At 66.8% G+C, this 25,713-nt stretch carries 25 protein-coding genes; 15 read left to right on the top strand and 10 right to left on the bottom strand.

The window, feature by feature from the left end:
• Positions 1-26 precede the first annotated feature (26 nt).
• Positions 27-323 (bottom strand): DUF3253 domain-containing protein, encoded by a 297-nt coding sequence (locus tag DWA33_RS13320; protein ID WP_114358563.1) that lies wholly within the window; start codon positions 321-323, stop codon positions 27-29.
• A gap of 111 nt (positions 324-434) precedes the next feature.
• Here DWA33_RS13320 and DWA33_RS13315 point away from each other — a divergent pair, with 111 nt between their 5' ends.
• The 4 genes from DWA33_RS13315 (at position 435) to DWA33_RS13300 (ending at position 3,235) form a co-directional block, all read left to right on the top strand.
• Positions 435-1,091: a glutathione S-transferase family protein gene (locus tag DWA33_RS13315; RefSeq protein ID WP_114358562.1), complete on the top strand. Its 657-nt coding sequence runs from the start codon at positions 435-437 to the stop codon at positions 1,089-1,091.
• A 211-nt stretch (positions 1,092-1,302) separates the two neighbouring features.
• On the top strand, positions 1,303-1,494 hold the full coding sequence (locus tag DWA33_RS13310) for a hypothetical protein (protein ID WP_114358561.1): 192 nt from the start codon (positions 1,303-1,305) through the stop codon (positions 1,492-1,494).
• A gap of 217 nt (positions 1,495-1,711) precedes the next feature.
• Positions 1,712-2,779 (top strand): hypothetical protein, encoded by a 1,068-nt coding sequence (locus tag DWA33_RS13305; protein ID WP_114358560.1) that lies wholly within the window; start codon positions 1,712-1,714, stop codon positions 2,777-2,779.
• Positions 2,780-2,815: 36 nt separating this feature from the next.
• A complete protein-coding gene (locus tag DWA33_RS13300; protein WP_114358559.1) occupies positions 2,816-3,235 on the top strand; it encodes a DUF1489 family protein in 420 nt (139 codons plus the stop codon).
• A gap of 41 nt (positions 3,236-3,276) precedes the next feature.
• Here DWA33_RS13300 and panC read toward each other — a convergent pair whose 3' ends face one another.
• Entirely contained in the window at positions 3,277-4,128 is an 852-nt protein-coding gene (panC, locus tag DWA33_RS13295; RefSeq protein WP_114358558.1) for a pantoate--beta-alanine ligase, read from the bottom strand.
• A gap of 236 nt (positions 4,129-4,364) precedes the next feature.
• Between panC and DWA33_RS13290 the strand changes: the two genes are divergently transcribed.
• The 4 genes from DWA33_RS13290 (at position 4,365) to DWA33_RS13275 (ending at position 8,008) form a co-directional block, all read left to right on the top strand.
• The gene (locus DWA33_RS13290; protein ID WP_114358557.1) at positions 4,365-5,288 is read left to right on the top strand and encodes a division plane positioning ATPase MipZ; all 924 of its coding nucleotides are present in this window, start codon (positions 4,365-4,367) and stop codon (positions 5,286-5,288) included.
• A gap of 269 nt (positions 5,289-5,557) precedes the next feature.
• Positions 5,558-6,400, top strand: a complete 843-nt coding sequence (locus DWA33_RS13285; RefSeq protein WP_114358617.1) for an alpha/beta fold hydrolase — start codon at positions 5,558-5,560, stop codon at positions 6,398-6,400.
• 80 nt (positions 6,401-6,480) lie between these two features.
• Positions 6,481-7,227 (top strand): VWA domain-containing protein, encoded by a 747-nt coding sequence (locus DWA33_RS13280; RefSeq protein ID WP_114358556.1) that lies wholly within the window; start codon positions 6,481-6,483, stop codon positions 7,225-7,227.
• A gap of 55 nt (positions 7,228-7,282) precedes the next feature.
• The gene (locus DWA33_RS13275; protein WP_114358555.1) at positions 7,283-8,008 is read left to right on the top strand and encodes a DnaJ domain-containing protein; all 726 of its coding nucleotides are present in this window, start codon (positions 7,283-7,285) and stop codon (positions 8,006-8,008) included.
• Positions 8,009-8,258: 250 nt separating this feature from the next.
• On the opposite strand, the gene DWA33_RS13270 is transcribed toward DWA33_RS13275, so the two are convergent.
• A complete protein-coding gene (locus DWA33_RS13270; RefSeq protein ID WP_114358554.1) occupies positions 8,259-10,001 on the bottom strand; it encodes a serine hydrolase in 1,743 nt (580 codons plus the stop codon).
• A 380-nt stretch (positions 10,002-10,381) separates the two neighbouring features.
• Complete coding sequence (locus DWA33_RS13265) at positions 10,382-11,749, bottom strand: TadE/TadG family type IV pilus assembly protein (protein WP_114358553.1); 1,368 nt, start codon at positions 11,747-11,749, stop codon at positions 10,382-10,384.
• Positions 11,750-12,146: 397 nt separating this feature from the next.
• Between DWA33_RS13265 and clpS the strand changes: the two genes are divergently transcribed.
• Both clpS and clpA read left to right on the top strand, forming a co-directional pair.
• Positions 12,147-12,545: an ATP-dependent Clp protease adapter ClpS gene (clpS, locus tag DWA33_RS13260; protein ID WP_114358552.1), complete on the top strand. Its 399-nt coding sequence runs from the start codon at positions 12,147-12,149 to the stop codon at positions 12,543-12,545.
• 194 nt (positions 12,546-12,739) lie between these two features.
• Positions 12,740-15,127, top strand: coding sequence for an ATP-dependent Clp protease ATP-binding subunit ClpA (clpA, locus tag DWA33_RS13255; RefSeq protein WP_114358551.1), 2,388 nt, complete (start codon positions 12,740-12,742; stop codon positions 15,125-15,127).
• A gap of 79 nt (positions 15,128-15,206) precedes the next feature.
• Here clpA and DWA33_RS13250 read toward each other — a convergent pair whose 3' ends face one another.
• Together DWA33_RS13250 and DWA33_RS13245 are read right to left on the bottom strand one after the other, a co-directional pair.
• Positions 15,207-16,988 (bottom strand): glycosyltransferase family 39 protein, encoded by a 1,782-nt coding sequence (locus DWA33_RS13250; RefSeq protein WP_244601292.1) that lies wholly within the window; start codon positions 16,986-16,988, stop codon positions 15,207-15,209.
• Positions 16,989-17,541: 553 nt separating this feature from the next.
• Positions 17,542-18,492: an AraC-like ligand-binding domain-containing protein gene (locus DWA33_RS13245; protein ID WP_114358549.1), complete on the bottom strand. Its 951-nt coding sequence runs from the start codon at positions 18,490-18,492 to the stop codon at positions 17,542-17,544.
• 146 nt (positions 18,493-18,638) lie between these two features.
• Here DWA33_RS13245 and DWA33_RS13240 point away from each other — a divergent pair, with 146 nt between their 5' ends.
• Positions 18,639-19,676 (top strand): carbon-nitrogen hydrolase family protein, encoded by a 1,038-nt coding sequence (locus DWA33_RS13240; RefSeq protein WP_114358616.1) that lies wholly within the window; start codon positions 18,639-18,641, stop codon positions 19,674-19,676.
• Between the two features lie 39 nt (positions 19,677-19,715).
• Here DWA33_RS13240 and DWA33_RS13235 read toward each other — a convergent pair whose 3' ends face one another.
• Positions 19,716-20,660, bottom strand: coding sequence for a glycine reductase (locus tag DWA33_RS13235; protein ID WP_114358548.1), 945 nt, complete (start codon positions 20,658-20,660; stop codon positions 19,716-19,718).
• Positions 20,661-20,749: 89 nt separating this feature from the next.
• On the opposite strand from DWA33_RS13235, the gene DWA33_RS13230 reads away from it, so the two are divergent.
• Positions 20,750-21,784 (top strand): lytic transglycosylase domain-containing protein, encoded by a 1,035-nt coding sequence (locus DWA33_RS13230; RefSeq protein ID WP_114358547.1) that lies wholly within the window; start codon positions 20,750-20,752, stop codon positions 21,782-21,784.
• Between the two features lie 16 nt (positions 21,785-21,800).
• Here DWA33_RS13230 and DWA33_RS13225 read toward each other — a convergent pair whose 3' ends face one another.
• Entirely contained in the window at positions 21,801-22,160 is a 360-nt protein-coding gene (locus tag DWA33_RS13225; RefSeq protein WP_114358546.1) for a PilZ domain-containing protein, read from the bottom strand.
• Between the two features lie 153 nt (positions 22,161-22,313).
• On the opposite strand from DWA33_RS13225, the gene DWA33_RS13220 reads away from it, so the two are divergent.
• The 3 genes from DWA33_RS13220 to DWA33_RS13210 are packed head-to-tail and all read left to right on the top strand — an operon-like array spanning position 22,314 to position 23,912.
• On the top strand, positions 22,314-23,057 hold the full coding sequence (locus DWA33_RS13220) for an AzlC family ABC transporter permease (protein ID WP_114358545.1): 744 nt from the start codon (positions 22,314-22,316) through the stop codon (positions 23,055-23,057).
• Entirely contained in the window at positions 23,054-23,398 is a 345-nt protein-coding gene (locus tag DWA33_RS13215) for an AzlD domain-containing protein (protein ID WP_114358544.1), read from the top strand. The genes DWA33_RS13220 and DWA33_RS13215 overlap by 4 nt, the downstream gene beginning before the upstream one ends.
• A 52-nt stretch (positions 23,399-23,450) precedes the next feature.
• Positions 23,451-23,912, top strand: a complete 462-nt coding sequence (locus DWA33_RS13210; RefSeq protein WP_114358543.1) for an SAM-dependent methyltransferase — start codon at positions 23,451-23,453, stop codon at positions 23,910-23,912.
• Positions 23,913-23,960: 48 nt separating this feature from the next.
• On the opposite strand, the gene DWA33_RS13205 is transcribed toward DWA33_RS13210, so the two are convergent.
• Entirely contained in the window at positions 23,961-25,043 is a 1,083-nt protein-coding gene (locus tag DWA33_RS13205) for a calcium/sodium antiporter (protein WP_114358542.1), read from the bottom strand.
• A gap of 211 nt (positions 25,044-25,254) precedes the next feature.
• Positions 25,255-25,683, bottom strand: a complete 429-nt coding sequence (locus DWA33_RS13200; RefSeq protein ID WP_114358541.1) for an HIT family protein — start codon at positions 25,681-25,683, stop codon at positions 25,255-25,257.
• Positions 25,684-25,713 lie beyond the last annotated feature (30 nt).

Below are 25,713 nucleotides of genomic sequence, written 5' to 3'. Positions count from 1 at the left end.
TCTTGTCCGGGCGCCTGCTGCGACGCTCAATCGTGCCGGGGCAGGCCGAGCCGATACACGCCGCGAAAGTCGTTCGGGTCGGCCGGTTTGCCCTTGCGATAGATCACCAGCCGCCCGGCGAGCGCCAGGCTCACCGCGGCGCGGCGGATCGGCATCAACAGCCCGTGCCAGTCGCCATCCGGACGTAGCGCATGGGCGATCTCCGGAGCGCTGAGCGTGCCGGGGCCGGCTTTGTTCAGCACCGCCAGGATGCCGTCTTCCAATGCCGGGTCGTGAGAGGCAGGGGCGGGCGCGGACGCGGGCGCCGAATCGTCACAGGTCATTTGCAATGCAGTGCCGTATCGATCCGCGTGCTGCAACCCGACCGATTGACAGCCACTGCGCCCGTGGATTGATTGCCGGAGAAGATAGCTGCGGGACAACAGGAGTTCGGGATGGCGCGCACGCTGGTCGTCGGCAACAAGAACTATTCATCGTGGTCGATGCGGCCGTGGATCGCGCTGAAGGCGACCGGCATCGCGTTCGACGAGGTCGTGATCCCGCTCTACACCGGCGATGCCGACAAGCGGCGCATCCTCGCCTTCACGCCGTCCGGCAAGGTCCCAGTGTTGGTCGATGGCGACGTCACGATCTGGGATTCGCTGGCGATCATCGAATACGCCGCCGAACGCTTTCCGAAGGCGCAGCTCTGGCCGGACGACGTCGCCGCGCGGGCGCACGCACGCTCGGTGTCGGCGGAGATGCATGCGAGCTTCGCGGCGCTGCGCAACGAGTGTGGCATGAACATCCATCGTCCGGTCGGAGCAAAACCGCTGTCGGACGCGGCGCGGGCCGACATCGCCCGGATCCAGGAGATCTGGGTCGATTGTCGGCAGCGTTATGGCCGGTTCGGTCCATATCTGTTCGGCCGGTTCTCCGCGGCGGATGCAATGTACGCTCCTGTGGTGCACCGCTTCCGGTCCTATGCGGTGGAGGTCGATCCGATTGCCCGCGGCTACATGGAGGTCATGATGGCGCTGCCGGCGTTCCAGGAGTGGACGCAGGCGGCCCTCGCCGAAAGCTGGATCATCGACAAATTCGAGACCGCGTAAGTCGGCATCGGGGATTCATTCCCAAGCTCCGGCCCGGCGGCGGCATTTTCGCCTAGATCGCTGAAAAACCAGCAAAATCGCGTCAGCAGCCATGCGTGAAGCACTGGCCAGAGAGGCCGTCCGCGTGCTATAAGCGCGCGGGGCTCGGGGGGAACCGATCACACCCGGCGACAGGGACGGATCGGTATTCAAGTGGCGCAGGAGTTGAGCGTTGAAGCACAAGTTCGTGGTAGGTGACTCGGTCTATTTTACCGCCAGCAACGTTGCCCGTCCGGCGGCCAGCGGCATGTACGAAATCGTCAGGCTGCTCCCGACCGACGGGTCCGATTGCCAGTACCGGATCAAGAATATCTCCGAGGCGTTCGAGCGGGTCGCCAAAGAGAGCCAGCTCAGCGTCTGCTGAGTTCCCGCCTCGTCTTTTCTTCCCAAGACTAAGACATAGCAGGCTCTGAGATCATCATCGCTGTCCCGGTGCCTCGTTTTGCGGGCAGGGGCAGCGATCTCGGAGACGCTTTCCGCCAAGCCGCGTTTCGGCAGGTGTCGTTTCGCCGGGCCCTGCGCCAATTTTCGTCGTAAAGCCGGTGTTGACTGGCCGGATCGGCGCTCAGGGGACAACGCGCATGGATTGGGCTGCTTGGTCGGCTTCGCTCGACCGGATTCTGCATTCACCGAATTTCTCGATGTGGGCCACCGTCGCTGTCGCGGCATTCGTGGCGCTGCTGGTGATGATCACGCTGCTGCGGGCGGACAAATCGGTCGCCAACGGCGCGCTGGTGGTGATCACCCTCGGTGCGATCGGGCTCGCCGGCTACATCGTGTTCCGGACTCCCAGCACCACTGTGACCGGTGCAACGATGGTCGCGCTCGATGGCAGCGGACCCACGGCAAAAGCGATGCCGGCGCTGGCCTGTGTCGACGACCTCGCCGGCGATCTGGTGCTCTCGGCCTGCGAGAAAGCCCTGTTCAGCTCGCCCGAGACGGTCGCGGCCGCGGTGTCCTACGCCGCGGCGCAATTGGGACGGCTGACCGCCCTCGGCGACGTCGCCGCCGCCGACAAGCGGATGACGCCGCAACTCGCCCGGCTGCGCCGCGCGGTGGAGCGCGACCGCTATGGCCTGATCGCCTATGTGCTGGCGTCGCAGGACCGCTGCCAGACCAGCGACTGCCCCGCCTTCCGGTCGCTCACCGACACCACCCGGATCGTGGCGAATATGGGCGACCACCTCTACGAGACCACCCTGACGCGCTACGCGCCGAGCTGGGGGATGCCGACCGCCGCGAGTGCCGCAACCGCGACCACGTCCACCGCCGTGGTGCCGGGGCCGGCTCCGACACCCGGTCTTGCGGGCGTCACCGAGGCGCCGAGCGGCAAGCCGACCGACATCGATTTCCCGACCTCGGCCTCGATTCCTCCGGTCAGCATCATGACGCCGGAGCCGGGGCCAGCCGGCGCGGCTCCGGCCAAGCCGGCGGCTGCCGCCGGCCATGGTGCCGCGGCCAACGCCAAGGCCGCTCCGTCTGCCCCGGCCAAGAGGCCACCGGCTGCTGCGCAGGCGTCCGCCAACCACAATGGTGGCGGCGCCGCCGCGGCGAACCCGCCACCGGCCAAGCGACCGCCGGCGCCGCCGAGGCCCAAGCCGGCTGCGCCGGTGCAGCTTGCACCGGAAGCCGCGAATTCGGATAACTGAGCGGCGGCGTTCGCCGTATCGGGATATTCCAAAGCGATGGCACTGCATCTGATCAAGCTCGCGGTCGGCTGCGACTCGGTGAGCGATCTGACCGAGCGGGTCGCCGATCGCGCCCGGCGCGCCGGCCGCCACATTCACGTCACCCGGATGGTGCCGAAGCGCGACGCCGAGCTGCTGGCGGGCGGTTCGCTGTACTGGGTGATCCGCGGCGAGATCTCGGCACGGCAAAAACTGCTGGCGATCGAGCCGTTCCGCGACGGCGAGGGGATCGGCCGCTGCCGGCTGGTGCTGGAGCCGCAGGTCCATGCGGTCAGCCCGCGGCCGATGCGGCCGTTTCAGGGATGGCGCTATCTCAAAGGTCCCGACGCGCCGGCCGATCTCGGCAAGGCGGCCGACGGCATTGCGGCGATGCCCGAGCCGATGCGCCGGGAGCTGCGCGAGCTGGGGCTGCTTTAGGCGTTTTCGCCGCCATCGCGCCGCGGGCGCGACGGCGCGGCTCACACCGCGATATTGTCGATCAGCCGGGTCTTGCCGAGCTTGGCGGCCACCAGCAGCCGGATCGGGCCGTTTTTGATCGACTTGATCGGGGCCAGCGTGTCGGCGTGCCTGGCCTCCAGGTAGTCGAGCACGAAACCGGCCTCGGCAATCAGCTCGGCGCCGGCCGCCAGCGACGATTCGATGCTCTTGCCGGCCTTGATCCGCTTGGCGACCTCTTTCAGCGCCCGGTACAGCGTCGGCGCGACGGCACGTTCCTCGGCCGACAGATAGACGTTGCGCGACGACATCGCGAGGCCGTCGCGCTCGCGCACCGTCGGGGCGCCGATCACCTTCACGCCCATGTCGAGATCGGCGGCCATCCGGGTGACCACACGGAGCTGCTGGAAGTCCTTCGAGCCGAAGATTGCGACGTCCGGCCTGCACTGGTTGAACAGCTTGCCGACCACCGTGGCGACCCCGCCGAAAAAATGCGGACGGAACCGGTCTTCCAGACCGGCCAGCGCGGGCCCCTCGGTGAGGATCTTGGAGGCGAAACCATCCGGGTACATCGCCTTGATGTCGGGGTTCCAGATCAGATCGACGCTCTCGCCGGCGAGCTTGGCGGCGTCCGTCTTGAAGGTTCGCGGGTACGAACCGAAGTCCTCATGCGGCGCGAACTGGGTCGGGTTGACGAACACCGACACCACTACCTTGTCGGCGCGACGCTTCGCCAGCCGAACCAGCGACAGGTGGCCGTCGTGCAGGGCGCCCATGGTCGGCACCAGCGCGACGCTGGCATCGCGGCGGCGCAGCTCGGCGAGGGCGCGGCGGAGGGCGGGAAAGGTGCGGGCGACGACGGGAGGACGGGACATCGAAAGCTCGATCGCGGTCAGGAGACAAGCCGCACCGGGCGGCAGCAGGAAGGAATCCGATCTTATCAAGTCCCGGAGCGTGCCGCCACCACGGCGCCGGCTGTCAGGCTCGATGGCGACGCAGCGGCTGCGGATTCATGATTAAGCGCAAAGCCTCTTCCGTTCGGATCGATCCGGCGCAATTTGCTTGACCCTCGGCATCGCCGATTTGATGATTAGTGGCGAAAGGGAGATCGATGCTGATTGAGGGGCCCCAAGACACGTCCGGTTCGGCGCGCGTCATCGTGCTCGGCAACGAGAAGGGCGGCTCCGGCAAATCGACGCTGGCGCTCCACATCGCCGTGGCGCTGCTGAAGGCCGGGCAACGGGTTGCGACGATCGATCTCGACTGCCGGCAGCAGAGCTTCACCCGCTACGTCGCCAATCGCCGCGCCTGGTCGGAGCATTGCGGGCTCGGACTGGCATCACCGCGGCATTGCTGTCTCCGTCTCGGCGACACCATGCAGGTCGCCGACAACGAGGCCGCCGAATTCCAGCAGTTCGCCGAAGTGATCGCTGCTGTCGAGCACGATCACGATTTCATCGTGATCGATACGCCGGGGTCGGACAGTTATCTGATGCGGCTGGCCCACTCGATGGCCGATACGTTGATCACGCCGATCAATGACAGCTTTCTCGACTTCGACGTGCTCGGCAGCGTCGACCCGACCACGTTCGAAGTCACCGGTGCGAGTCACTACGCGGCGATGGTGATGGACGCGCGGCGCCGGCGGCGCCAGCTCGACGGCGTCGATACCGACTGGATCGTGGTCCGCAATCGGCTGTCGACGATGAGTTCGCGGAACAATCAGACGGTGGCGGCCGGTCTGAAGGAACTGGCGATGCGGATCGGCTTCCGGCCGCTCGACGGTTTTGCCGAACGCGTGGTGTATCGCGAGTTCTTCCCGCGAGGACTGACGGCACTCGACGATCTCGACCAGACGACGCTCGGCACCCGGCCCAGCATGGGCCACGTCGCCGCGCGCGAGGAGGTCACCGATCTGCTGCGCCGTCTGAAGCTGCCGCTGGACGAACGCGGCCGTCGTCGCGCCGCCGCCCGTGCCGAATGGTTCGCACAGTCCGGCGTGCCGCTCGAACTGCACGACATCGTCGGCGCGTAGTTGCGGAGCCGGCAATCACCACGTCTTTCGTCGTAGCCGAGCCGTCGCGCCGAGTATGTCTTGCCAAGCTGTCGGCTGTTCCGGAGAAGATTCCGCTGTTTGCAACCGGTGAAGAGCGTTTTGCGTGCGCCCTGGCGGGGCGTTGTGCAGTTGCACAACGGCGAAGCGCAAAACTGCTAATCTTTGATCTTTCTGTCATATGGCAGTGATTTATAGTCCTGGTGTCGGTCGTTTCGGGCGTGGGGCCGCTGACAGACACGGGATGGATGATGACCCGCGGAATCACAGTTCTGCTGTCGCTGTGCGTGTTAACAGCTGTCGCTTACTTCACGGCCTCGAAGTGGGCGATCCGCCACCAGACCCTGACCTTCTTCGATGCGTCGCGGCAGCGGCCGGTCGAGATCGCGATCGCGATCCGCCGTGACAGGGAGATGCAGGCCGAAGCCGGACTCGCCGAGCTTCCCGTCGTGGTTCTCAACCACGGCAACACCGTCAAATTCACTGAGTACTCGTTCCTCTCCAATCTGTTTGCGGTGCGCGGCTATCTGGCGGTGAGTATCCAACACGATCTGCCGACCGATGCGCCGCTGGTGACCAAAGTCGGCGAGCCTTATGTCGGTCGCCTGCCGGTGTACGAGAAAGGCGTCGCCAACATCGAATTCGCCGTCGCCCAACTGCAGACCGTGATCCCGAACGCCGACTATCGGCACCTGACGATGGTCGGACATTCCAACGGCGGCGACATCTCGATGTACTACGCTCAGTTGCATCCGGAGCGGATCAGGCGGGTGGTCACGCTGGACAATCTGCGGGTGCCGTTCATGATCGACGGCAAGTTCAAGACGCTGACGTTCCGTTCCCACGATCCGGTCTTCAAGACCGATCCTGGGGTGATTCCGGCGCAGGACGTCTGCGACAAGGCCGGCATCACGGTCGTCAATACCGGCTTCCAGCACACCGAGATGAGCGATCGCGGACCCGAGTCGGTAAAGAGCGCGATCGCAGCCTCGCTCGACAAGTTCCTCGACGACAATTTGCCAGGCAGCGACGCACCTAAAGCCGGGCCGCGCGGCAGGCGCCCGGCCGATACCTTGGCGGCGGCGAGCCGTTGAGCCGCGCCGTCGCGAAGCGGGCGCATTGACCGTCGATCGGGCCGTCGCCACATAGGTCTCGCACAGCCGAAGCGAGCCCGATGTCCCGCGACCCCACCCGATCGCCCGTCGATCCGTCCCTCCGTGCGGGGGAGAGGGCCGCGCGCACGCCGGTGGCCTCGTCGTCGGACGAGATCGCCGCCTTCGTCGCCAAGGCGCGGGCGATGTCGCCCGATGCCGCCGGCGCCCGCGGCCGCCTCGTGTTCGCGCTCGACGCCACGATGAGTCGGCAGCCGACCTGGGACATGGCCTGCGCGCTGCAGGCCGACATGTTCCGCGAAGCCGAAGCGATCGGCAGCCTGGACATCCGCCTGGTGTATTATCGTGGCTTCAACGAGTGCCGCGCGTCGGGCTGGATCTCGTCGAGCACGGAACTGGCCCGGCTGATGGGCAAGATCGATTGCCGCGGCGGCCATACCCAGATCGGCCGGGTGTTGTCGGACGCGCGGAAAGAGGCGGTCAGCGCCGGCGTGCGGGCGGTGGTGTTCGTCGGCGACGCGATGGAGGAGGCGGCGGACGAGCTCTGCGCGCGGGCCGGTGAGCTCGGCATGCTCAAGGTGCCGGTCTTCCTGTTCCAGGAGGGCGTCGATCCGGTCGCCGAGCAGACCTTCCGCGAGATGGCGCGGCTGAGCGGCGGCGCGTGGTGCCGCTTCGATCCGGGCGCCGCGGCGCAGCTCCGCGAGCTGCTGCGTGCCGCGGCGGCCTATGCGGCGGGTGGCCGCGCGGCCCTGCAGCGGCTTGCCGCTGCGGGCGGGGGCGCGGCTCTCCTGCTCGGCCAGATGCGCTGACCGCGCGAGCTGGAGTGCCGGTGCTTTTTCCGACCCACAGACCTATATTGTCGCCATGCCTACGTTGATTGCCGGCGCTATCGCCGTTTTCGTGCTGTACACGCTGCTGCAGATGATGCGCTCGGCGAACCCGGCGGTGCTCGCCCGCGCGCTGAAGATCGCCGGCGGCATCGTGACCCTGGCGGCGGCGCTGTTCACCGGCGTCAAAGGTGAACTGGCGGTGGCGATTCCGCTCGGCCTGTTCGGCGCCGGGCTGCTCGGCTGGACGCCGCTGCAGAATGCCGGCTTCGGCAACCTCGGCGGCATTTTCGGCGGCGGGGCGCGGTCGCGCGGGCAGGCCTCGACGGTGCGCTCGCAATACCTGGAGATGGTGCTGGATCACGACAGTGGCGCGATCACCGGCCGAGTCATAAAGGGCCCGAATGCCGGCCGTTCGCTCGACGAATTCGACCTCGGCGAACTTGCAGCGATGCTGGCCGGCTTCGACGCCGAGAGCTGTGCGCTACTTGAAAGCTATCTGGACCGCCGGTTTCCCGCCTGGCGTCAGAACGCGGATGGAGACACGGCAGGGCGGCAGCGAAGCCAGGCGTCGGGCAGCAAAATGACGGCCGAGGAAGCCTATCAGATCCTTGGCCTGCAGCCGGGAGCGGGGCCGGACGACATCGGACGCGCCCACCGCACCCTGATGAAGAAACTCCATCCCGACCAAGGGGGGTCGACGTACCTGGCCGCCCGGGTAAACGCGGCCAAGGATACCTTGCTTCGAACGCATCGCAGCTAACTCCAGCAACGCAACTTCACGCTACAGACTGCGAGTGCCCTGATCCCGAATTGACGCCCGGGTCGCCCGCCGGTTCGGCGTGGCTGTTGGTTCAACTTTTAACGATCAATCCTTGACGAGTGGTTTCGCGCCGTTCCCGCCGCGCGACGTCGCGCGCTGCGATTCTCGGCACCGCCAGATGAACACGCCCCATATGCAAAACGCGACCGGGAGGTCCCGGTCGCGTTCGGCCGTGCGACGATTGGAAAGATCAGTTCTTGATGGTGAAGCAGGAGATGTCGGAGCGCTTCAGCTTACGACACACCGCTTCGGCTTCGTCGCGCTCCAGCCCGGCAAAGCGTGCGCGGTAGAGCTTGCGATCGCCCTTGGTGGTGACGGTCTCGGTGAACGGATCGGCCTTGCCGAGCAGGCCGCTGGCGTGCTCGCGCGCCGCTTCGAGCCGTTTGCGCGCTTCGGTCTCGCTTTCCAGCGCGCCGACCTGGACGATCCAGCCGGTGTGGTTCACCGTCTTGATCGCGCCTTGCTGCTGGACGGAGGGGGGCGGCGCAGCGGCGGGTTCGGCGTAGGCCAAGGCCTGGGAATTCTTCGACGGCAGGCTCGAGGCAGGCAGGACGCCAAGCACGCCTTGGCCGGTGCCGTGTCCGGCCGGCTGCGGGATCGATTCCGGCCTGGCCTCGACCCGGGCAATCGCGGCGTTGGAGGTCTCGGCAGGGTCGCGGCGGGCCGGCGGAATCGCGCTGGTGACCGGAGGAGCGGCGACCGCGGATGCGAGCTTGATCGGAGCGGATTTCACCTGAACCGTCTTGACCCGGACCGGCTTCATCGGTTCGGCCGAGCCCGGAATGATCACCAGCGGCTTGGTCTCGATGGTGCCGCTGTTGAACGGGCCCGGCTCCGGCTTGGTTTCAGCGCGCTGTTCCGGCGCGGCCGAGCGGGTCAACGGGGCGGCGGGTCGGGGAGTCGGAAGCACCGCTTCGGGGGCGGCGGAGGCGACCTGAACCGCGCCTTGGACCTGGACGGCCGGCGCGGAGCGGTTGGTTTCGGCCACCTCGGTATCGTCCGATCCGGACGAACGTTCGGTAATGGCCGCGACCGTGCGGCGCGTCGCGCCTTTCTCCAGATTTTCCGCCAGCAGATTGCGCATGATCGCGTCGCGGGATCCGCCGCTGCGGCCGCCGAGCACGACGCCGACCAGGAACCGGTTGCCGCGGTGCATCGAGGTGACGAGGTTGAAACCGGAGGCGCGAGTGTAACCGGTCTTGATGCCGTCGACGCCTTCGACGTTTCCGAGGAGGCGGTTGTGGTTGCGGATCGCCTGACCGCGATAGGTGAAGACGCTGGTCGAGAAGTAGCGATAGTAGCGCGGGAAGCGATCCTGAATGGCGCGCCCGAGGATCGACTGGTCGCGGGCGGTGGTGACCTGTTCGTTGTTCGGCAGGCCGGAGGCGTTGCGGTACACCGTCCGCGACATGCCGAGCGCACGCGCCTTGCGGGTCATCATTTTGGCGAAGTCGCTCTCGCTGCCGGCGATGGTCTCGGCAATCACCACGGCGGCGTCGTTGGCCGAGCGGGTCACCAGCCCCTTGATGGCGTCCTCGACCCGCAGCGTCTGGCCGGGGCGCAGGCCGAGCTTGGTCGGCGCCTGCCCGGAGGCGAAATCAGAAACCTCCATCTCGCTGTCCAGCGACAGCTTGCCCTGCTCGAGGCGTTCGAACAGCAGGTACAGCGTCATGATCTTGGTCAGCGACGCCGGATGCCGCAGGCTGTCGGGATTGTTGGCTGTCAGCACCGCGCCGGTGTTGCCGTCGACGATGATCGAAGCGAAGGCGGGATTGTAGGCGTTGCGCTCGACGTGATGGCGGGCGTGATGACCCCGGTGGCGCCGCCGGGCATCGGCCGTATCTGTCGTGAAAACCACCGCAGCGGAGATCGTGGCCAAGCCGAGCACGCAAACTCGCAGCGCGCGCGAGCTGAAGGAAATATTGCGGTGCATGAACGTCCCCGTCCGATGTTTCATCATTCACCGGGCCGTGAGGCAAAATTAAGCCCATGCGGTCCGGTAACGTTGGAATCCAGCGTTGGAATCACTCGCATGCCCGGCACCAGCGGCAGCTCCCGATCGGTCGGGTAAACGGCTGAATTGGCGCGGCTTTTCGAGGCGAGCGCAAATGTTTAGGGATTCAGGTTAGGAGCGGGCGGTTTCGAAAAGGTTAAGCATCTATTGCGGCGATGCCGAGGATTCGCCCAATCGGTATCGCGGTGCAGCAATGGCGTTCGGCCGGCGCGGAGGCGATCGGGCCGAGCCGCGCTCCGGGAAGCGGCGCTCCGTGCGTCGCGGGACTGCCGCTTTCGCGCAGGGCGCCTCGTGCCGGTCTATTTCGACAGTCGAAGCTTCGACAGCGAGGTGCCGATCTGGGCGAAGGCGGTCCCGATGCCGCTCGCGGTGGTGGTCGCAAAGAAGTTGCCGGTATCTGCGCAATACTTCAGAACGGCAGACTCCGGGTCGCCGTCGGTATTGACCTGAATGGTGTAGATGGTGATGGGGTTGGTGTTGGTGGACGACGCCCTGATGTTGTCGCACAGGATCTTCTGCCTGGCGTCGACCTGCTGCGACCAGCTCGAACCATTGCCGTACCAGCGGTCGATCGTATTCATACCGTCCGACAGCAGGATGATCGCGTCCGTGTACTTGTAATTGGTGTCCTTCGAGGGCGTGTTGAGGGGATCGCCGGTGAGCAGCGACATCCACGCCCAATGCATGCCGATCGCCTGGTTGGTACCTCCGTTGGGCGACAGCGCGTCGATCTTGTTCTTGATCGTGGTGGCATTGGACGATGAGTAGGCCGACGTCATCCCCAGGATCTGCGCGGGGCAGGCGTCGTAATCAGCCGCGGGAAACTTGGTCGCGTTGGACGTCGGAGCGTCCTTTGTCGTATCGGCCGGTTGGTCACGGTCGGTCACACAACCGGTCCACTGATTTCGGTTGGCCGAGCTCCAGGTCCTGCCGGCATTCTCGCAGCTCGCCTTGCTGGTAAGCCACCACCAGCTGCAGCTGCCCGTGGTTTCCTCCCAGACATCCCATTTGATCCAGCTGGCGTTCCTGTTGCTGCTGCCGACATTGACCATCTGAGCGAACGGCACGACCGAGATATACACGTCGTCCGCACTCTGAGCGCTGGCGCGCAGCGTATCGACCAGCCCCTTGGCGGCGGTCTTCATCGCCGACATCTTGCCGGCCGAGGCCATCGATCCGGTGACGTCGAGCGCCATCGCGACGCGCAGGCGGGTGCCGCCCCACGTGGTGGTGGTGGTCGAACCGATCGCCACTGTGTCCTGGCCGACAATCTTCATGAAATCGGTGGCGACCGTGCCCTGGCCCTTCAGGACGATGGTGGACGAGCCGGAACTGTCCTTCGCCGTGTAGGTCGCCGTGACCTTGATCGCGCCCGACTCCGTGCCGGTGTAGAGGCTGTCGAAATAGCTCTGCGATTTGCTGGCCACCTGATCGGCCGTGATCGCCCCGGAGGAGAGGTCTCTCGACACCATCAGTGCGGCCGAATCGAGGGCGGACTGCATCGCGGTGCGCGCGCTGTTGGCGCGGGAATAATCCACCGCGACGCCCACGAACCCGAGCAGCGGCACCAGGGCGAGGGCGAAGATCACGGCGATGTTCCCGTCGGTCGCCGTCCGGAAGCGACGGGCGCTGCGCATCGTTTGAGCGGCGAGGGGGGCAAGGGACATGGCGATTACCGATCCTGATTCTGCGGGCAGGATCGGGCGGTATGGATAAACGGCGCGTAAAATGAACCTCCGAAACTCGCTAAACTGCGGCACAAATGCCCACGAGCGCTGCGGATGCTTGCCGGCGGGTCAACGGCGTCATCGGATTCCGTCTCGACCGGGCAAGCTGTGGTTAACCCTGGCTGGGGTCGGCGCGACGCCCGTCATGGTGTCCGTTGGATCGCTTAAGGAATTTCGGCGCTTGCAGCCAATCCGCACTCGACCCATATTTACCGTATTCCGCCGCCGCGTCGTGCCGGGAGCCGTTGCGCTGCGGGCGTCGTCGGCCTTTGCGCGTTGACCGCACGTCGCGGTTCCGGTGTCTGGGAAGTTCCCTGGGGTCTAAATACCGAAAGCCATGCTGCAACCGTCTGAGAGCCACGACATTTCCGGCGCTGCCGGCGATCCGACGACCGCACCCGTCCGCCTGGCCGGCGACGGCGGCCGCTCCGGCCCGAACCCGCCATCAACCTCCGTCATCACCAAGACCAAGCCGCGGACCAAGCGGCCGAACCTGTATCGCGTGCTGATCCTGAACGACGACTACACGCCGATGGAGTTCGTGGTCCATGTGCTGGAGAAGTTCTTCCAGATGGACGTCGAAGCCGCCACCAAGGTGATGCTGCACGTGCATCACCACGGCATCGGCGAATGCGGGGTGTTCACCTATGAAATCGCCGAAACCAAAGTGACGCAGGTGATGGATTTCGCGCGCAAGCACCAGCATCCCCTGCAATGCGTGATGGAGAAGAAATAGCGCGGCGCGTGCGGCCGGACTCGGAACGGGTTTTGCATCGGTCCAAGCTGGCGGGTTTTCCCGGACTTGCTGGTGGACGGACTGATACGAGGAACCAGTCTTTCGCGATCAGGTTTGGACACTATATCTGGAAAGGTTGTTGTTGCGTCACGGTGCAGCGGCGATCATGATCAGCGGGGGACACAGAGGACGCAATGCCGACATTTTCCCAAAGCCTTGAGCAATCCCTCCACCGCGCGCTCGCCATCGCCAACGAGCGTCATCACCAATACGCAACCCTCGAACATCTGCTGCTGTCCCTGGTCGACGATTCCGACGCCGCCGCGGTGATGCGCGCCTGCAGCGTCGATCTCGACAAGCTGCGCACCAGTCTGGTCAACTATCTCGAAACCGAATTCGAGAACCTGGTCACTGACGGCTCCGAAGACGCCAAGCCGACCGCCGGCTTCCAGCGCGTGATTCAGCGCGCCGTGATCCACGTACAATCCTCAGGCCGCGAAGAAGTGACCGGCGCCAACGTGCTGGTGGCGATCTTCGCCGAGCGCGAGAGTCACGCCGCGTATTTCCTGCAGGAGCAGGATATGACGCGCTACGACGCGGTGAACTACATCAGCCACGGCATCGCCAAGCGGCCCGGCGTGTCCGAAGCGCGGCCTGTGCGCGGCGTCGATGAAGAAACCGAGGCCAAGAGCGGCGACGACGCCAAGAAGAAGGGCGATGCGCTCGAGACCTATTGCGTCAACCTCAACAAGAAGGCGCGGGACGGCAAGATCGATCCGGTGATCGGCCGCAATGCCGAGATCAGCCGGGCGATCCAGGTGCTGTGCCGCCGGCAGAAGAATAATCCGCTGTTCGTCGGCGAAGCCGGCGTCGGCAAGACCGCGATCGCCGAAGGTCTCGCCAAGCGGATCGTCGACGGCGATGTGCCGGAGGTGCTGTCCGCCGCCACCGTGTTCTCGCTCGACATGGGCACGCTGCTCGCCGGAACGCGCTATCGCGGCGACTTCGAGGAGCGCCTCAAGCAGGTCTTGAAGGAGCTCGAGGCGCACCCGAACGCGATCCTGTTCATCGACGAGATCCACACCGTGATCGGCGCCGGTGCCACTTCCGGCGGGGCGATGGATGCCTCGAATTTGCTCAAGCCTGCCTTGGCGTCGGGCACCATTCGCTGCATGGGCTCGACCACCTACAAGGAATACCGTCAGCACTTCGAGAAGGACCGTGCGCTGGTGCGTCGCTTCCAGAAGATCGACGTCAACGAGCCGACGGTCGAAGACGCGATCGCGATCCTCAAGGGGCTGAAGCCGTACTTCGAGGACTATCACAAGCTGAAGTACACCAACGAGGCGATCGAATCCGCGGTGCAGCTGTCGTCGCGCTACATCCATGACCGGAAGCTGCCGGACAAGGCGATCGACGTGATCGACGAATCCGGCGCGGCGCAGATGCTGCTGTCCGAGAACAAGCGCAAGAAGACGATCGGCATCAAGGAGATCGAAGCCACCGTCGCGACCATGGCGCGGATCCCGCCGAAGAGCGTGTCGAAGGACGACGCCGAGGTGCTGAAGCACCTCGAGCAGACCCTGAAGCGCGTGGTGTTCGGTCAGGACAAGGCGATCGAGGCGCTGTCGGCGTCGATCAAGCTGGCGCGCGCCGGCCTGCGCGAACCGGAGAAGCCGATCGGCTGCTACCTGTTCTCCGGCCCGACCGGCGTCGGCAAGACCGAGGTGGCCAAGCAGCTCGCGTCGTCGCTCGGCGTCGAACTGCTGCGCTTCGACATGTCGGAGTACATGGAGCGCCACACCGTGTCGCGTCTGATCGGCGCGCCTCCCGGCTATGTCGGCTTCGACCAGGGCGGTCTGCTCACCGACGGCGTCGACCAGCATCCCCACTGCGTGGTACTGCTCGACGAAATCGAGAAGGCGCATCCGGATCTGTACAACGTGCTGCTGCAGATCATGGATCACGGCCGTCTCACCGACCACAACGGCAAGCAGGTCAACTTCCGCAACGTGATCCTGATCATGACCACCAACGCGGGCGCCGCGGATCTGGCGCGCCAGGCGTTCGGCTTCACCCGCAGCAAGCGGGAAGGCGACGACCACGAGGCGATCAACCGGCAGTTCGCGCCGGAATTCCGCAACCGTCTCGACGCGATCGTGTCGTTCGCGCATCTGCAGGCCGACGTCATCGGCATGGTGGTGGAGAAGTTCGTCCTCCAGCTCGAAGCTCAGCTTGCGGACCGCGACGTCACCATCGAGCTGAGCGAGCCCGCCAAGGCCTGGCTGGTGCAGCACGGCTACGACGAGCAGATGGGCGCGCGGCCGATGGCCCGCGTGATCCAGGAGCACATCAAGAAGCCGCTGGCCGACGAGGTGCTGTTCGGCAAGCTGAAGGGCGGCGGCCACGTCAAGGTGGTGCTGGTCAAGGACGAAGGCGTCGCCGGCGTCGAGCTGGAGAAGATCGGCTTCGAATTCCTCGACGGCCCGGTCACGCCGAAGCCGGAGAACCTGCCCGGCGGCGCCAAGAAGCGCGGCTCGTCGCGTAAGGCCAAGATCAAGGATCAGGTCGAGAAGGCCTGACCGGAAGCCAGACGATCAAAATCAGCGAGGCCGGCGAGCGATCGCCGGCCTCGTCGTTTGTGGAGCTGCTTGCTCGCCTTCACTGCGACGGCCGTGCGGGTGGGGGGCCCGCCGGCGACGGCCGCTCGTCCGCCGGCATGGGGGCTGGAGTCGTTGGGGCCGGCGTCGTCGGGGCGGCCGGAGCGGGGGACGGCTCGGCGGCCGGAATCGGCGAGGCCGATGTCGGCGCTGCAGGCTGCGGCGCTGCTGGCGCCGGCGCAGCAGCCGACGGTGCGGCAGCGGGCGGCGGAGGCAGCGCTGGAACAGGTGTCGGCGGAGCCGGCGGCGGTGGTGCGGCCTGCGCAGGCGGTGTCGGCGACGCCGGGGCCGGCACCACCACGCCTTCCGGCGCGATCATCGCCCAGCCATAGGCCTTCAGCTTTCCACCGCCGAGCGGCAGCACCATGGTGCCAATCAGCGGCGGGGTGTCGCCGAGCGCGGCGCGATACGGTGGGGGCAGCACGTCGGTTCGGCTGAACTCGTCGGTGGTCCACACCACCAGCGTTCCGGACTGTTTCAGACGCTGCGGCGTGATCCAGGGGCTCTTGGCGAAATCGGCGTCGATGAACACCGAGGGGCGCGGTGACGCGTAGGCGGCGACGAACCCGGCCTCACGGGTGCTGCCGGTCACGATGTCGAGCGGACGTGTGGTCCGGCTCTTCCAGACCGATTGCATCGCGGTGGACAGCGCCCGCGCCGGGTACAGCTCGGTCGGCACCGGGCCGCTGCCATAAGCACGCGAGTAGGTCGAGGTCGCGTAGCCGATCGGTACCCCGAACAGCACCAGCAGCCACGCCGCGACCGCCAGCCGTGGCGCCCGGATGGTCAGATGCGCCGGCAACAGCGCGACCAGCGCCAGGCCGGAGAATGCAATCAGCGCGCTGCCGGTATAGGCGCCGATGCTGAACCAGCCGAACACGCTGCCGATCGCGACCAGCAACGACGGCAGCACCGCCACCGACAGCAACAGCGACCGGTCGAAGCGGCTCGGCGCCGTGAGGTCGAGGCCCGCCGGTTCGCCCTGCAGCGGCAAGCGCGGGATCAACGCCAGCCCCGCGATCACGATCAGTCCGAGATTGAGGCCAACCTGTCCGAACACGAACGCAAAGGCGGTTCCAACCCGTGGCCACAGCGGACCAGCGGCGTCGCCGGGAACAGCTGAGGCGGTGTTGGCCTGCGCCAGCCACATCAGATGCGGCAGCAGAACGACGAAGCAGGCGGCTGCGGCGATGCCTGGTCCGGCCGACAGCAGCCTGCGGCGGCCATCGGCGGTCAGCAAAAGATGTCCGGCGAGCACCAGGATCAGCGCCGCGCCGGCATGATTGGCGGCGATCAACAGCGCGGAGGTGACGCCGAGCGCGATCCAGTTCGATCGGGCTTCCTGGAAAATGGCCTTGCGGTAGAGTAAGACCACCGCCACTCCGAACGGCAGGCTGGCGATCGCAGGATCGTAGGCGGTGACCTGCGGCCCGAAACAGCCGATCAGGATCGTCAGCGCCACCGCGAGGGTGGCTCCGGTGCCGCCGACGATCGCGGCGCCGAGGCGCCACAGCAGCGCCAGCGTCATCAGCGCCGAGCCGAGCGCGAGCAGAAGCTGCGCGCCGTTCCATCGCCCGGTCGCGAGCGAGGCGAGCTCTGTCAGCCATGGCGCGAGCGGCGGATACTTCCAGTAGCCGCCCTGCAACTCGTTGCCGAACAGCGCCATCTCGTAGCCGACCGCCGGCAGGCCGGTGAAGCTGACGGCACTGACGAACCACAATGTGCCGTACAGGCCGAGCACCCACAGCAGCAGTCGCTGCGGCCGGTTGCGCAGCATCTCCATCAGACTGTCGCAGGCTCCCAGCAGCAGCGTCAGCGGCAGGAAACCGGCGCGTGCCGCCCCCAGTCGCGAAGCTGCGGGAGCAGCGGCGGCAGCGGCCGGTGCTGCTTGTCCGGTACCCCGAACCGGCTTTACTGCCTTACTCGCCGGTTGGACCGGTCTAGGGCCCGGCTGCGGTCTGGATGCGACCGGCGGTTTGGCGGCAGGCGACGCCGGACGCGCGTCAGCGGGTGCCGGCGCAGGCTTGGCCGGTGTCGCTGCTGCCGGCGCCGGTGCAGTATCGGTGCCCGGAGAGGCGGCAGCGTCCTCGCCTGGCTCCTGCGCGCGCGCGGCGGCAGACGGGCGCGGCGCGCTTTGGCCGCCGTGGTGCTTTTTCTTCGGCCGACGCTGTTTGGGTTGCTTGCGCTTGATGGTCGTCGTCCTCTGCAGATCGGCGACGCAGCCGCAGGCGCGGGCCGGATCGTGGTGTCAGGCCCGACGTTTTAGTGCATCCAAGCGATGTGGCAATTGCCGGAAAGGTGACTTGCGGAGAATGGGATACTGCGGCGCGTGCCGACTAATATGTCGGCCTGCCGTGCCGGTAGTCGCGGGGTGAAACACCGTAGCGCTCGCGGAACACTCGGCCGAAATGCGACAGGTCATTGAAGCCCCAGGCGAACGCGATCTCGCCGATCCGGCGGCCGGCCAGACGCGGCGCGACAAGGTCGCGCGCGCATCGCTCCAGCCGCTGCGCCAGCACGTAGCGCTGGAACGAGGTGGCGTCGCCGGCGAACAGATCGCTGACGTAGCGGGGTGACATGCCGAGCGCCGCTGCCACCCCGGCCGCCGACAATTCCGGATCGTGCAGCCGGCTGTGGATATGTGCCTTGAGGCGATACAGCATTGCGGCACGGTGCGACGTCGCGGGCCGCCTCCCGTCGAGACGGTCGGCGATCACCATCGCCACCAGGTCGACGGCCTGTTCGGTGAGCCGGTCGGCGGTGTCGTGATCGACCCGGTCGGCGAGCGCGCAGATCGAGGCGATGAAGTCGTAAGCGAGCTTGTCGAGCGGACGCGCGGAGCTGAAGGTCGTCGCGGTCAGTTCCTCGGTGCGGATCCGGCGAGCGATCATCTCGCGCGGCACCTGCAGGATGCGCTGCGAAAAGTCGCCGTCGAACTGCAGCTCGTAGGGGCGCGTCGTATCGTAGAACGCGAACTCGCCTGGACGGATCACGGCTTCGCGTCCGTCCTGAACGACGCCGCCGTGTCCCGTCGTGCCGAGCGCGAACAGCACTGACTCTTCCCGGGCGCAGGCGATCCGCGCCGGCGTACGGGCGACGCGCTGCGCGCAGGACGACACGGTCGAGCACAGAGCGCGGCCGAGCGCGCCGCTCGACACCGAGCCGTGAAACGAACTCCCGAGATTCGACGAGCAGTCGAGCTGAACATAGACGTCGCAGATGATGTCCTGCCACAGCGCGAGCCGCCTGTGGGGCGCCGCATCGTCCGCCGAGAACAGGGTCGGCATCGTCGTTCTCCCTGAGCTGGCTCGCCTGCTACCGGAACGAGTCGAGTTTTCCTTCCGTCTCGAACGAGTATCGCCGCCCGAGCCTCGATAGGATGCACGGATCGAATTCGATGATCAACCGTGCAGTGCATGACGAGGAGGTTGCAGTGGGACTTCAGCATCCGAAATACAAAGTAGCAGTCGTCCAGGCGGCGCCGGTGTGGCTCGACCTCGATGCGACGGTCGACAAGACCATCGCGTTGATCGAAGAAGCGGCAGCCAATGGCGCGAAACTGATCGCGTTTCCCGAAGTCTTCATCCCGGGCTATCCCTGGTACATCTGGCTGGACTCGCCGGCCTGGGCGATCGGCCGCGGCTTCGTCCAGCGCTACTTCGACAACTCGCTGAGCTACGACTCGCCGCAGGCCGACAAGCTGCGCGCCGCGGTCGAGCGCGCCGGACTGACCGCGGTGCTCGGCCTGTCGGAGCGCGACGGCGGCAGCCTCTACATCGCGCAATGGATCATCGGGCCCGACGGCGAGACCGTCGCCAAGCGCCGCAAGCTGCGCCCCACCCATGCCGAGCGCACGGTGTATGGCGAGGGCGACGGCAGCGATCTGGCGGTGTTCGATCGCCCGGACATCGGCCGGCTCGGGGCGCTGTGCTGCTGGGAGCATCTGCAGCCGCTGTCGAAATACGCGATGTACGCCCAGAACGAACAGGTCCATGTCGCGTCGTGGCCGAGCTTCTCGCTGTACGATCCGTTCGCGCCGGCTCTCGGCTGGGAAGTGAACAACGCCGCGTCGCGGGTCTATGCGGTGGAAGGCTCGTGCTTCGTGCTGGCGCCGTGCGCCACCGTCTCGCCGGCGATGATCGAGGACATGTGCGATCGCGAAGCCAAGCACGGATTGCTGCACGCCGGCGGTGGCCATGCCACGATCTTCGGGCCGGACGGCAGCATGTTGGCGGCGAAGCTGCCGCCGGATCAGGAAGGGCTGCTGTATGCCGACATCGATCTTGCGGCGATCGGGGTCGCCAAGAATGCCGCCGATCCCGCCGGCCACTACTCGCGGCCGGACGTGACGCGGTTGCTGCTCAATCGCAAGCCGGCCCGTCGCGTCGAGCACTTCGCGCTGCCGGTGGACGGCGAGGTGGAAGTCGACCACCGAGCCGGCTCCGGCGTCGTGACAGCCCAAACATCCTGATCAGTCCACACGGACGGCCGGGCTGAGACGATTTCCCCGTCAGTCCGAGGCTGATGAATCGACGCCCTCGCGCAGCGCGCGGGCGCGTTGTTTTTGGGCGTCGAATTCGGCGCGTCGCCGCGCCAGTTCCTCGGCGCCGAGATTGGCGACGTTGTTGTAGTCGCGCTTCCACGACGGATCGTCGCGCCAGCGCAGCGGCGACTGCACCGTCGTCTGCGCCGCCGGCGCGGACTCGAGAAGGCGCAGCGCCAGATCCAGCGTGAACGCCTGCGATGCGTCGTCGTGTGGCTTGCCGGCCGAATTGCCGAGCGGGAAATCGCTGAACAGAAACCGCGGCGCGGCGGCGTGCTCGACGATGTCCTTGGCGCAGCCCATCACCACGGTGGCGATGCCGCCCGCCTCGAGATGCCGCGCCACCAGAGACACGGTCTGATGGCAGACCGGACAATTCGGCACCAGCACCGCGGCCTCGACGCCGTCGGCCTTGCAGCGCGCCAGGATCTCCGGCGCGTCGGTTTCGATGGTGACGCGATGGCTGCGGTTGGTCGGCGCACCGAAGAAGCGCGGTGCCAGGACCAGCCGGCCTTCGTTCGCCAGCCGGCGAAGCTGCGGCAGCGGAAACCAGGTGCCGCTGTCGGTGGCGGTGGTGTGGGTGCGGTCATAGGCGATGTGAGAGATGCGCAGGTCGTGATCGCGCGAAGTGTCGCCGTCATAGACCTGATAGAACTTGGCGCCGCCGTTATAGGCCGCGCCGGGCCCCTGATCGCCTTTATCGGGATCGTAAGGCGCAGCGGTGGTGATCAGCGCGACGCGGGATTGCGCCAGCGGCTTGGACAATGGAGCGAACGGCGAGCCGGTATAGTGCGCCCAGCGATACGGCACGTCGTAGCCGATCGCCTGATAGTAAGCGCGGGTGCGAGCCATATATTGGATCGGCACGTCGTCGTCGGCCGCGAAGCCGGCGAGGGGATCGGTTTCCGCCATCCTGCGTTCCCGTTTGTGCAAGTGTTTTCGAATTGCTAGCCGGTTGACCGGGTGAGTCAAGGAGCGCGCATGTGATGGGGAAGCCGCGCATGACGAAGTGGCGATGGCGCATCGGTGTCGCTGCCGTCGTCGCCGTTGCGCTGCTCGCGCTTCCGGCGGCGCGAGCCGCGGAGACATCGACGGCTGAGCCGGATACCGGGGCTCCGGCAACCTCCGAGCCGGCCGAGTCCCGACCGGCGGCAGAGGTTGCGAAGCCCGCCGTCCAAGCCGACCCGGCTGCGCCGACCGGCCAGCCGAAGGATGCGGCGGACAAGCCCACCGACGCCGGCACCAGGGATTCGATCTGCCTGATGATCGAGTCGGCGGCCAAGGCCCACGATCTGCCGCTCGAGTTTTTCGCCCGGGTGATCTGGCAGGAGAGCCGATTCCAGCCCGACGCGGTTGGGCCGGTGACGCGGAGCGGCAAGCGCGCGCAAGGCATTGCGCAATTCATGCCCGGCACTGCGGATGAGCGCCGGTTGCTCGATCCGTTCGATCCGGTGCAGGCCTTGCCGAAGTCGGCGGAGTTCTTGAAGGAGCTGCGCGGCCAGTTCGGCAATCTCGGGCTTGCCGCGGCGGCCTACAATGCCGGGCCGCGGCGGGTGCAGGAATGGCTCGCCGGCACCGGCGGCATGCCGGCGCAGACCCGCGACTATGTGCTGGCGATCACCGGCAGCACGGTCGAGGAATGGTCGGCAGCGGGCCGAGCCGCGAAGCTGCCGGAGACCAGGGCCGACACCGACTGCCGCACCTTGATGGCGCTGCTGAAGCGCGCACCGAATCCGTTCGTCCGCGAACTCGAACAGCGCGTCAAACTCGGCGCCGACCGGCCGTGGGGCGTGCAGCTCGCCGCCGGCTTCAATCGCGATCGCGCGCTGGCGAGCTATGCACGGGCGATGACACGCTTGAGCGGGGTGATCGGCGAACGTGACCCGACGCTGCTGAGGGCGGTATTCCGCAGCCGTGGCACGCGGCCGTTCTACCAGGTACGGATCGGTGCCGACACGCGCGGCGAGGCCGACGATCTGTGCAGGCAGATCCGCCGGGCAGGGCAGGCCTGTCTGGTGCTGCGCAACAGAGGCTGACGGCGCGACGCTTGTGTCAGAACACGGATCGGAGCCGGATCAGTTCGGCGCGGAGTTGCCGATTGATGCGCTCGGTCGCTCGCAGCCGCAGGGCGATGTCCAGCGGCAGCGACGCCACGTGACGCCGCGGCCCGTTCAAAGCGAGGCCCGCCAGGTTCTCGAGCCGCCAGACGATCCGCCCGAAATAGGCGACGCCCTGGCGCGCGATCAGCAGCTCGACCGTGTCCGGGACGGCCGCTGGATTGCCGATCTCGATCTTGGCGCCGCCCGCGGAGAAATTGCGGACGATGCAGTCGAAGGTCGAGGTTCGCTCGTGAAAGGCCAGGCGGCCGCCGTAGTAGACACGCTGGCGGCATGTGCTCCGTCGATCGACCATCCCAGCCTCCTATCGCGATGGTTGTGTTGTTCTATCAGAGGTGGTGGCGTCGCCTGAATTCGACTGGGGCATAAACCGGTCGTTAACGTAAACGTCGCGCCTTGACCGCGGCCCAGCGATGGCGCGTATGGTCGCAAAGCTCGCAGAGACCGCATGCCCATTCCCCCTTCGACCTCACCGCATTGGCGCAGCGCCGGACGCGCCTTCCTGCGCGGCCTGATCGCCGCCGGCACCACGGTGCTGACGCTGGTGCTGTTCGCCACCTTCATCGGGATCGGCGCGCTCGCGCACGACAGCCAATTCAGCCTCGGCTGGGTGCTGCTGAGCACGGTCCTGGTGTGGGCCGGTCCGGCGCAGATCATCCTGATCTCCTCGCTCGGCTCCGGGGCGACGCCGGTGCAGGCGGCGATCGCGGTGACGGTCAGCGCGATCCGGCTGTTTCCGATGGTGGTGTCGGTGCTGCCGATGCTGAAGACGCCGACCACCAAGCTGCGGCAGCTCGTGCTTCCGGCGCATTTCATCGCGGTGACGATGTGGGTCGAGTGTTTCCGGCTGTTGCCGCAGGTGCCGCGCGAGCGTCGGATCGCCTTCGCCAACGGGCTCGGCACCGGCCTGATTGCGGTGTGCCTGATCGCCAATGTGATCGGCTATCTGCTGGCGGCCAACCTGCCGCGGTCGTTCGGCGCCGCGATCCTGCTGCTGACGCCGCTGGCGTTTCTGCTGTCCACCGCGCGCAATTGCCGTGAACTGTCCGACGTCGTCGCACTGATGCTCGGGCTGGCGCTGTTTCCGCTGGTGGCGCTGCTGCACACCGGCGTCGACGTGCTGATCAGCGGCGTCTCCGCCGGCACCATCGCCTACGGCGTCCACCGGCTGCGGCGGCGGAGGCGGGCATGAGCGATTTCATCGGCGACTGGCAGGCACTGCTGGTGCTGGTGCTGGCCGGCGTGCTGCCGAACGAAGTCTGGCGGATGCTCGGACTGTGGCTTGGCGGCGGCATCGACGAAGGCTCCGAGCTGCTGATCTGGGTCCGCGCGGTCGCCACCGCGATCCTCGCCGGCGTGATCGCCCAGATTCTGTTCCTGCCGCCCGGCGCATTGGCCAGCGTGTCTCCGCTGTTGCGCTACGGATCTGTTGCGGCCGGCTTCGCGGTGTTTTTGGTGGCGCGCCGCTCGATCTTCGCCGGCGTGGTCGCAGGCGAGGTGGTGCTGCTGCTCGGCCAACTTTGGTGGCGGTGAAACCGAAGCGGTTTCGCGCTACACCGGGCCGTCAGGCAGAAGGCGAACCAAGATGACCGACAGAGGCGAGATCCGCGAGGGCGAAGTCGTGGTCGAGGCGCCGCCGCCCACCGACGCCGGCCTGATCTTCATCGGCCGCATCCGCACGCCCTGGACCTCGCGCGGCGAGACGCCGCGGCAGGGCAGCCCCGATGGACCGGTGTGCCGGCTCGAGATCTACGAGCCGTGGACCCGGGCGCTGCAGGGACTCGACAGGTTCGCCCAGGCGCAGGTGGTGTACTGGCTGCATCTGTCGCGCCGCGATCTGGTGATCCAGCGCGGCCACGGTATCGACGGGCCGCGCGGCACCTTCGCGCTGCGCTCGCCGCTGCGGCCGAACCCGATCGGAATTTCATCGGTGGCGGTGGTCGGGATCGAGGGCGCGACCGTGCTGGTGCGCGGGCTCGACTGCCTCGACGGCACGCCGCTGATCGACCTGAAGCCGGACCGCTGCGTGCACTCGATGGTGAAGTAGCAGGACGGGCGCGCGGCGTGAACGCTGCGACGTCGCCCCCGGCGATGGTCAATGCATTCGTCGCCTTGCGCGCCACTCGCGCCAGGTGATGACCGCGATGGTCAGCGCGCACAGCGGAAGAACGACGGTTCCGAGCACGAAGCCGTAGGTCGACAAGGCGTCGTGCTGTTGGGCGGCCATCACCAGATAGATCGTGTAGACGACATACAGCGCCAGAAACAGGGCGCCCTCCCACCGGGCGATCAGGTTGCCGGTGAAGAAGATCGGCAGACAGGCGATCGCCACCGCGACCATCACCGGGATGTCGAACGCCGTCAGTGCCGGAGCGATCGACAGCCCGCCCGGCACCACCGCGGCGGACACGCCGAGCACGCCGAGCAGATTGAAGGTGTTGCTGCCGACCACATTGCCGACGGCGATGTCGCGCTGGCCGCGGATCGCCGCCATGATCGAGGTCGCGACCTCCGGTAGCGAGGTGCCTGCCGCGACGATGGTCAGGCCGATCACCATCTCACTGACGCCGAACAGCCGTGCGAACGTGATCGCCGCCTCGACCAGCCAGGTAGCGCCGAACACCAGCATCACCAGGCCGACGAGGATCAGCGCGATCTGCACCGGCAGCTTGGAGTCCCAGCGCGATGCGGACTCCGCCGCGGTCGGTTCGTCCGCATCCGAGGCGGCCTCCTGACGCCGGCTCTGCACGATCAGAAAGACGGTATAGGCCGCCAGCAGGCAGATCAGCAGCAATCCGTCGAGAAGCGACAGGCTGCCGTCCCAGGCCAGCGCGGCCACCAGCAGGGACGTCCCGACCATGATCGGGACCTCCTGGCGGATCAGCTGCCGGTTGATGATCAGGGGAGTGATCAGTGCCGACAGGCCGAGGATGAACAGTACATTGAAGATGTTGCTGCCGACCACGTTGCCGACGGTGATGTCGGCCTGGCCGGAGATCGCCGCTTGAATCGCGACCGCCAGTTCCGGCGATCCGGTGCCGAACGCCACCACCGTCAGCCCGACCACCAGTGGCGAGATCCCGAACGACAGCGCCAGTTTCGAGGCGCCCCGGACCAGGAGTTCAGCTCCGACGACGAGGGCGACCAGTCCCGACACAAAACTGACCAGCGCGATCATCTCTGTTGCCTCGTTTGCGGATGGCGCCATCGCGGCGGCCGATCTCAACCATCACCTGCAACGGAGATCGGGCGGCGCGGTTGCGGAGGCAACCTGTGCTGGTCGCGGCGGACTGCCGCGGAGGCGGGCAGAGGCCGGGCATCCCGGTCGCCGTGTCGTCCGGCCTGATGTCGCTGCGCCGTCGCGGTCGGCGCAGCGATAGGACGGACGCCTAGCCCTGCGTCAGCGCCGCCTTCAGTTGTGCGGCATGCTGTTCGAGGACGGCGGGCTCCTCCTTGCGCGAGGCCGGCGGCAGCAGCGGCACGCCGTCGTGCCGCGGCATCACGTGCATGTGCAGATGGTAGACCACCTGTCCGGCGGCCGGTTCGCTGAACTGCTGCACCACGATGCCGTCGGCCTTGAACGCCTTCATCGCCGCATGCGCGATCTTGTGCGCGCCGCGCGCCACATGGGCGAAGTCCTCCGGCGTGATGTCGAGGATGTTGCGCGCCGGTGCTTTCGGGATCACCAGCGTGTGGCCGGTCGAACGCGGCATGATGTCGAGGAAGGCGAAGACGTGATCGTCTTCATAGATTTTGTGACACGGGATTTCGCCGCGCAGGATCTTGGCGAAAATATTCTCGGGATCGTAAGCGGTCATGGGGGCTCCGGGCTTGGCGGCGCGATTGTC

Source organism: Rhodopseudomonas pentothenatexigens (assembly GCF_900218015.1).
Classification (GTDB): domain Bacteria; phylum Pseudomonadota; class Alphaproteobacteria; order Rhizobiales; family Xanthobacteraceae; genus Rhodopseudomonas; species Rhodopseudomonas pentothenatexigens.
This window is presented reverse-complemented; position numbering and strand designations above follow the sequence as displayed.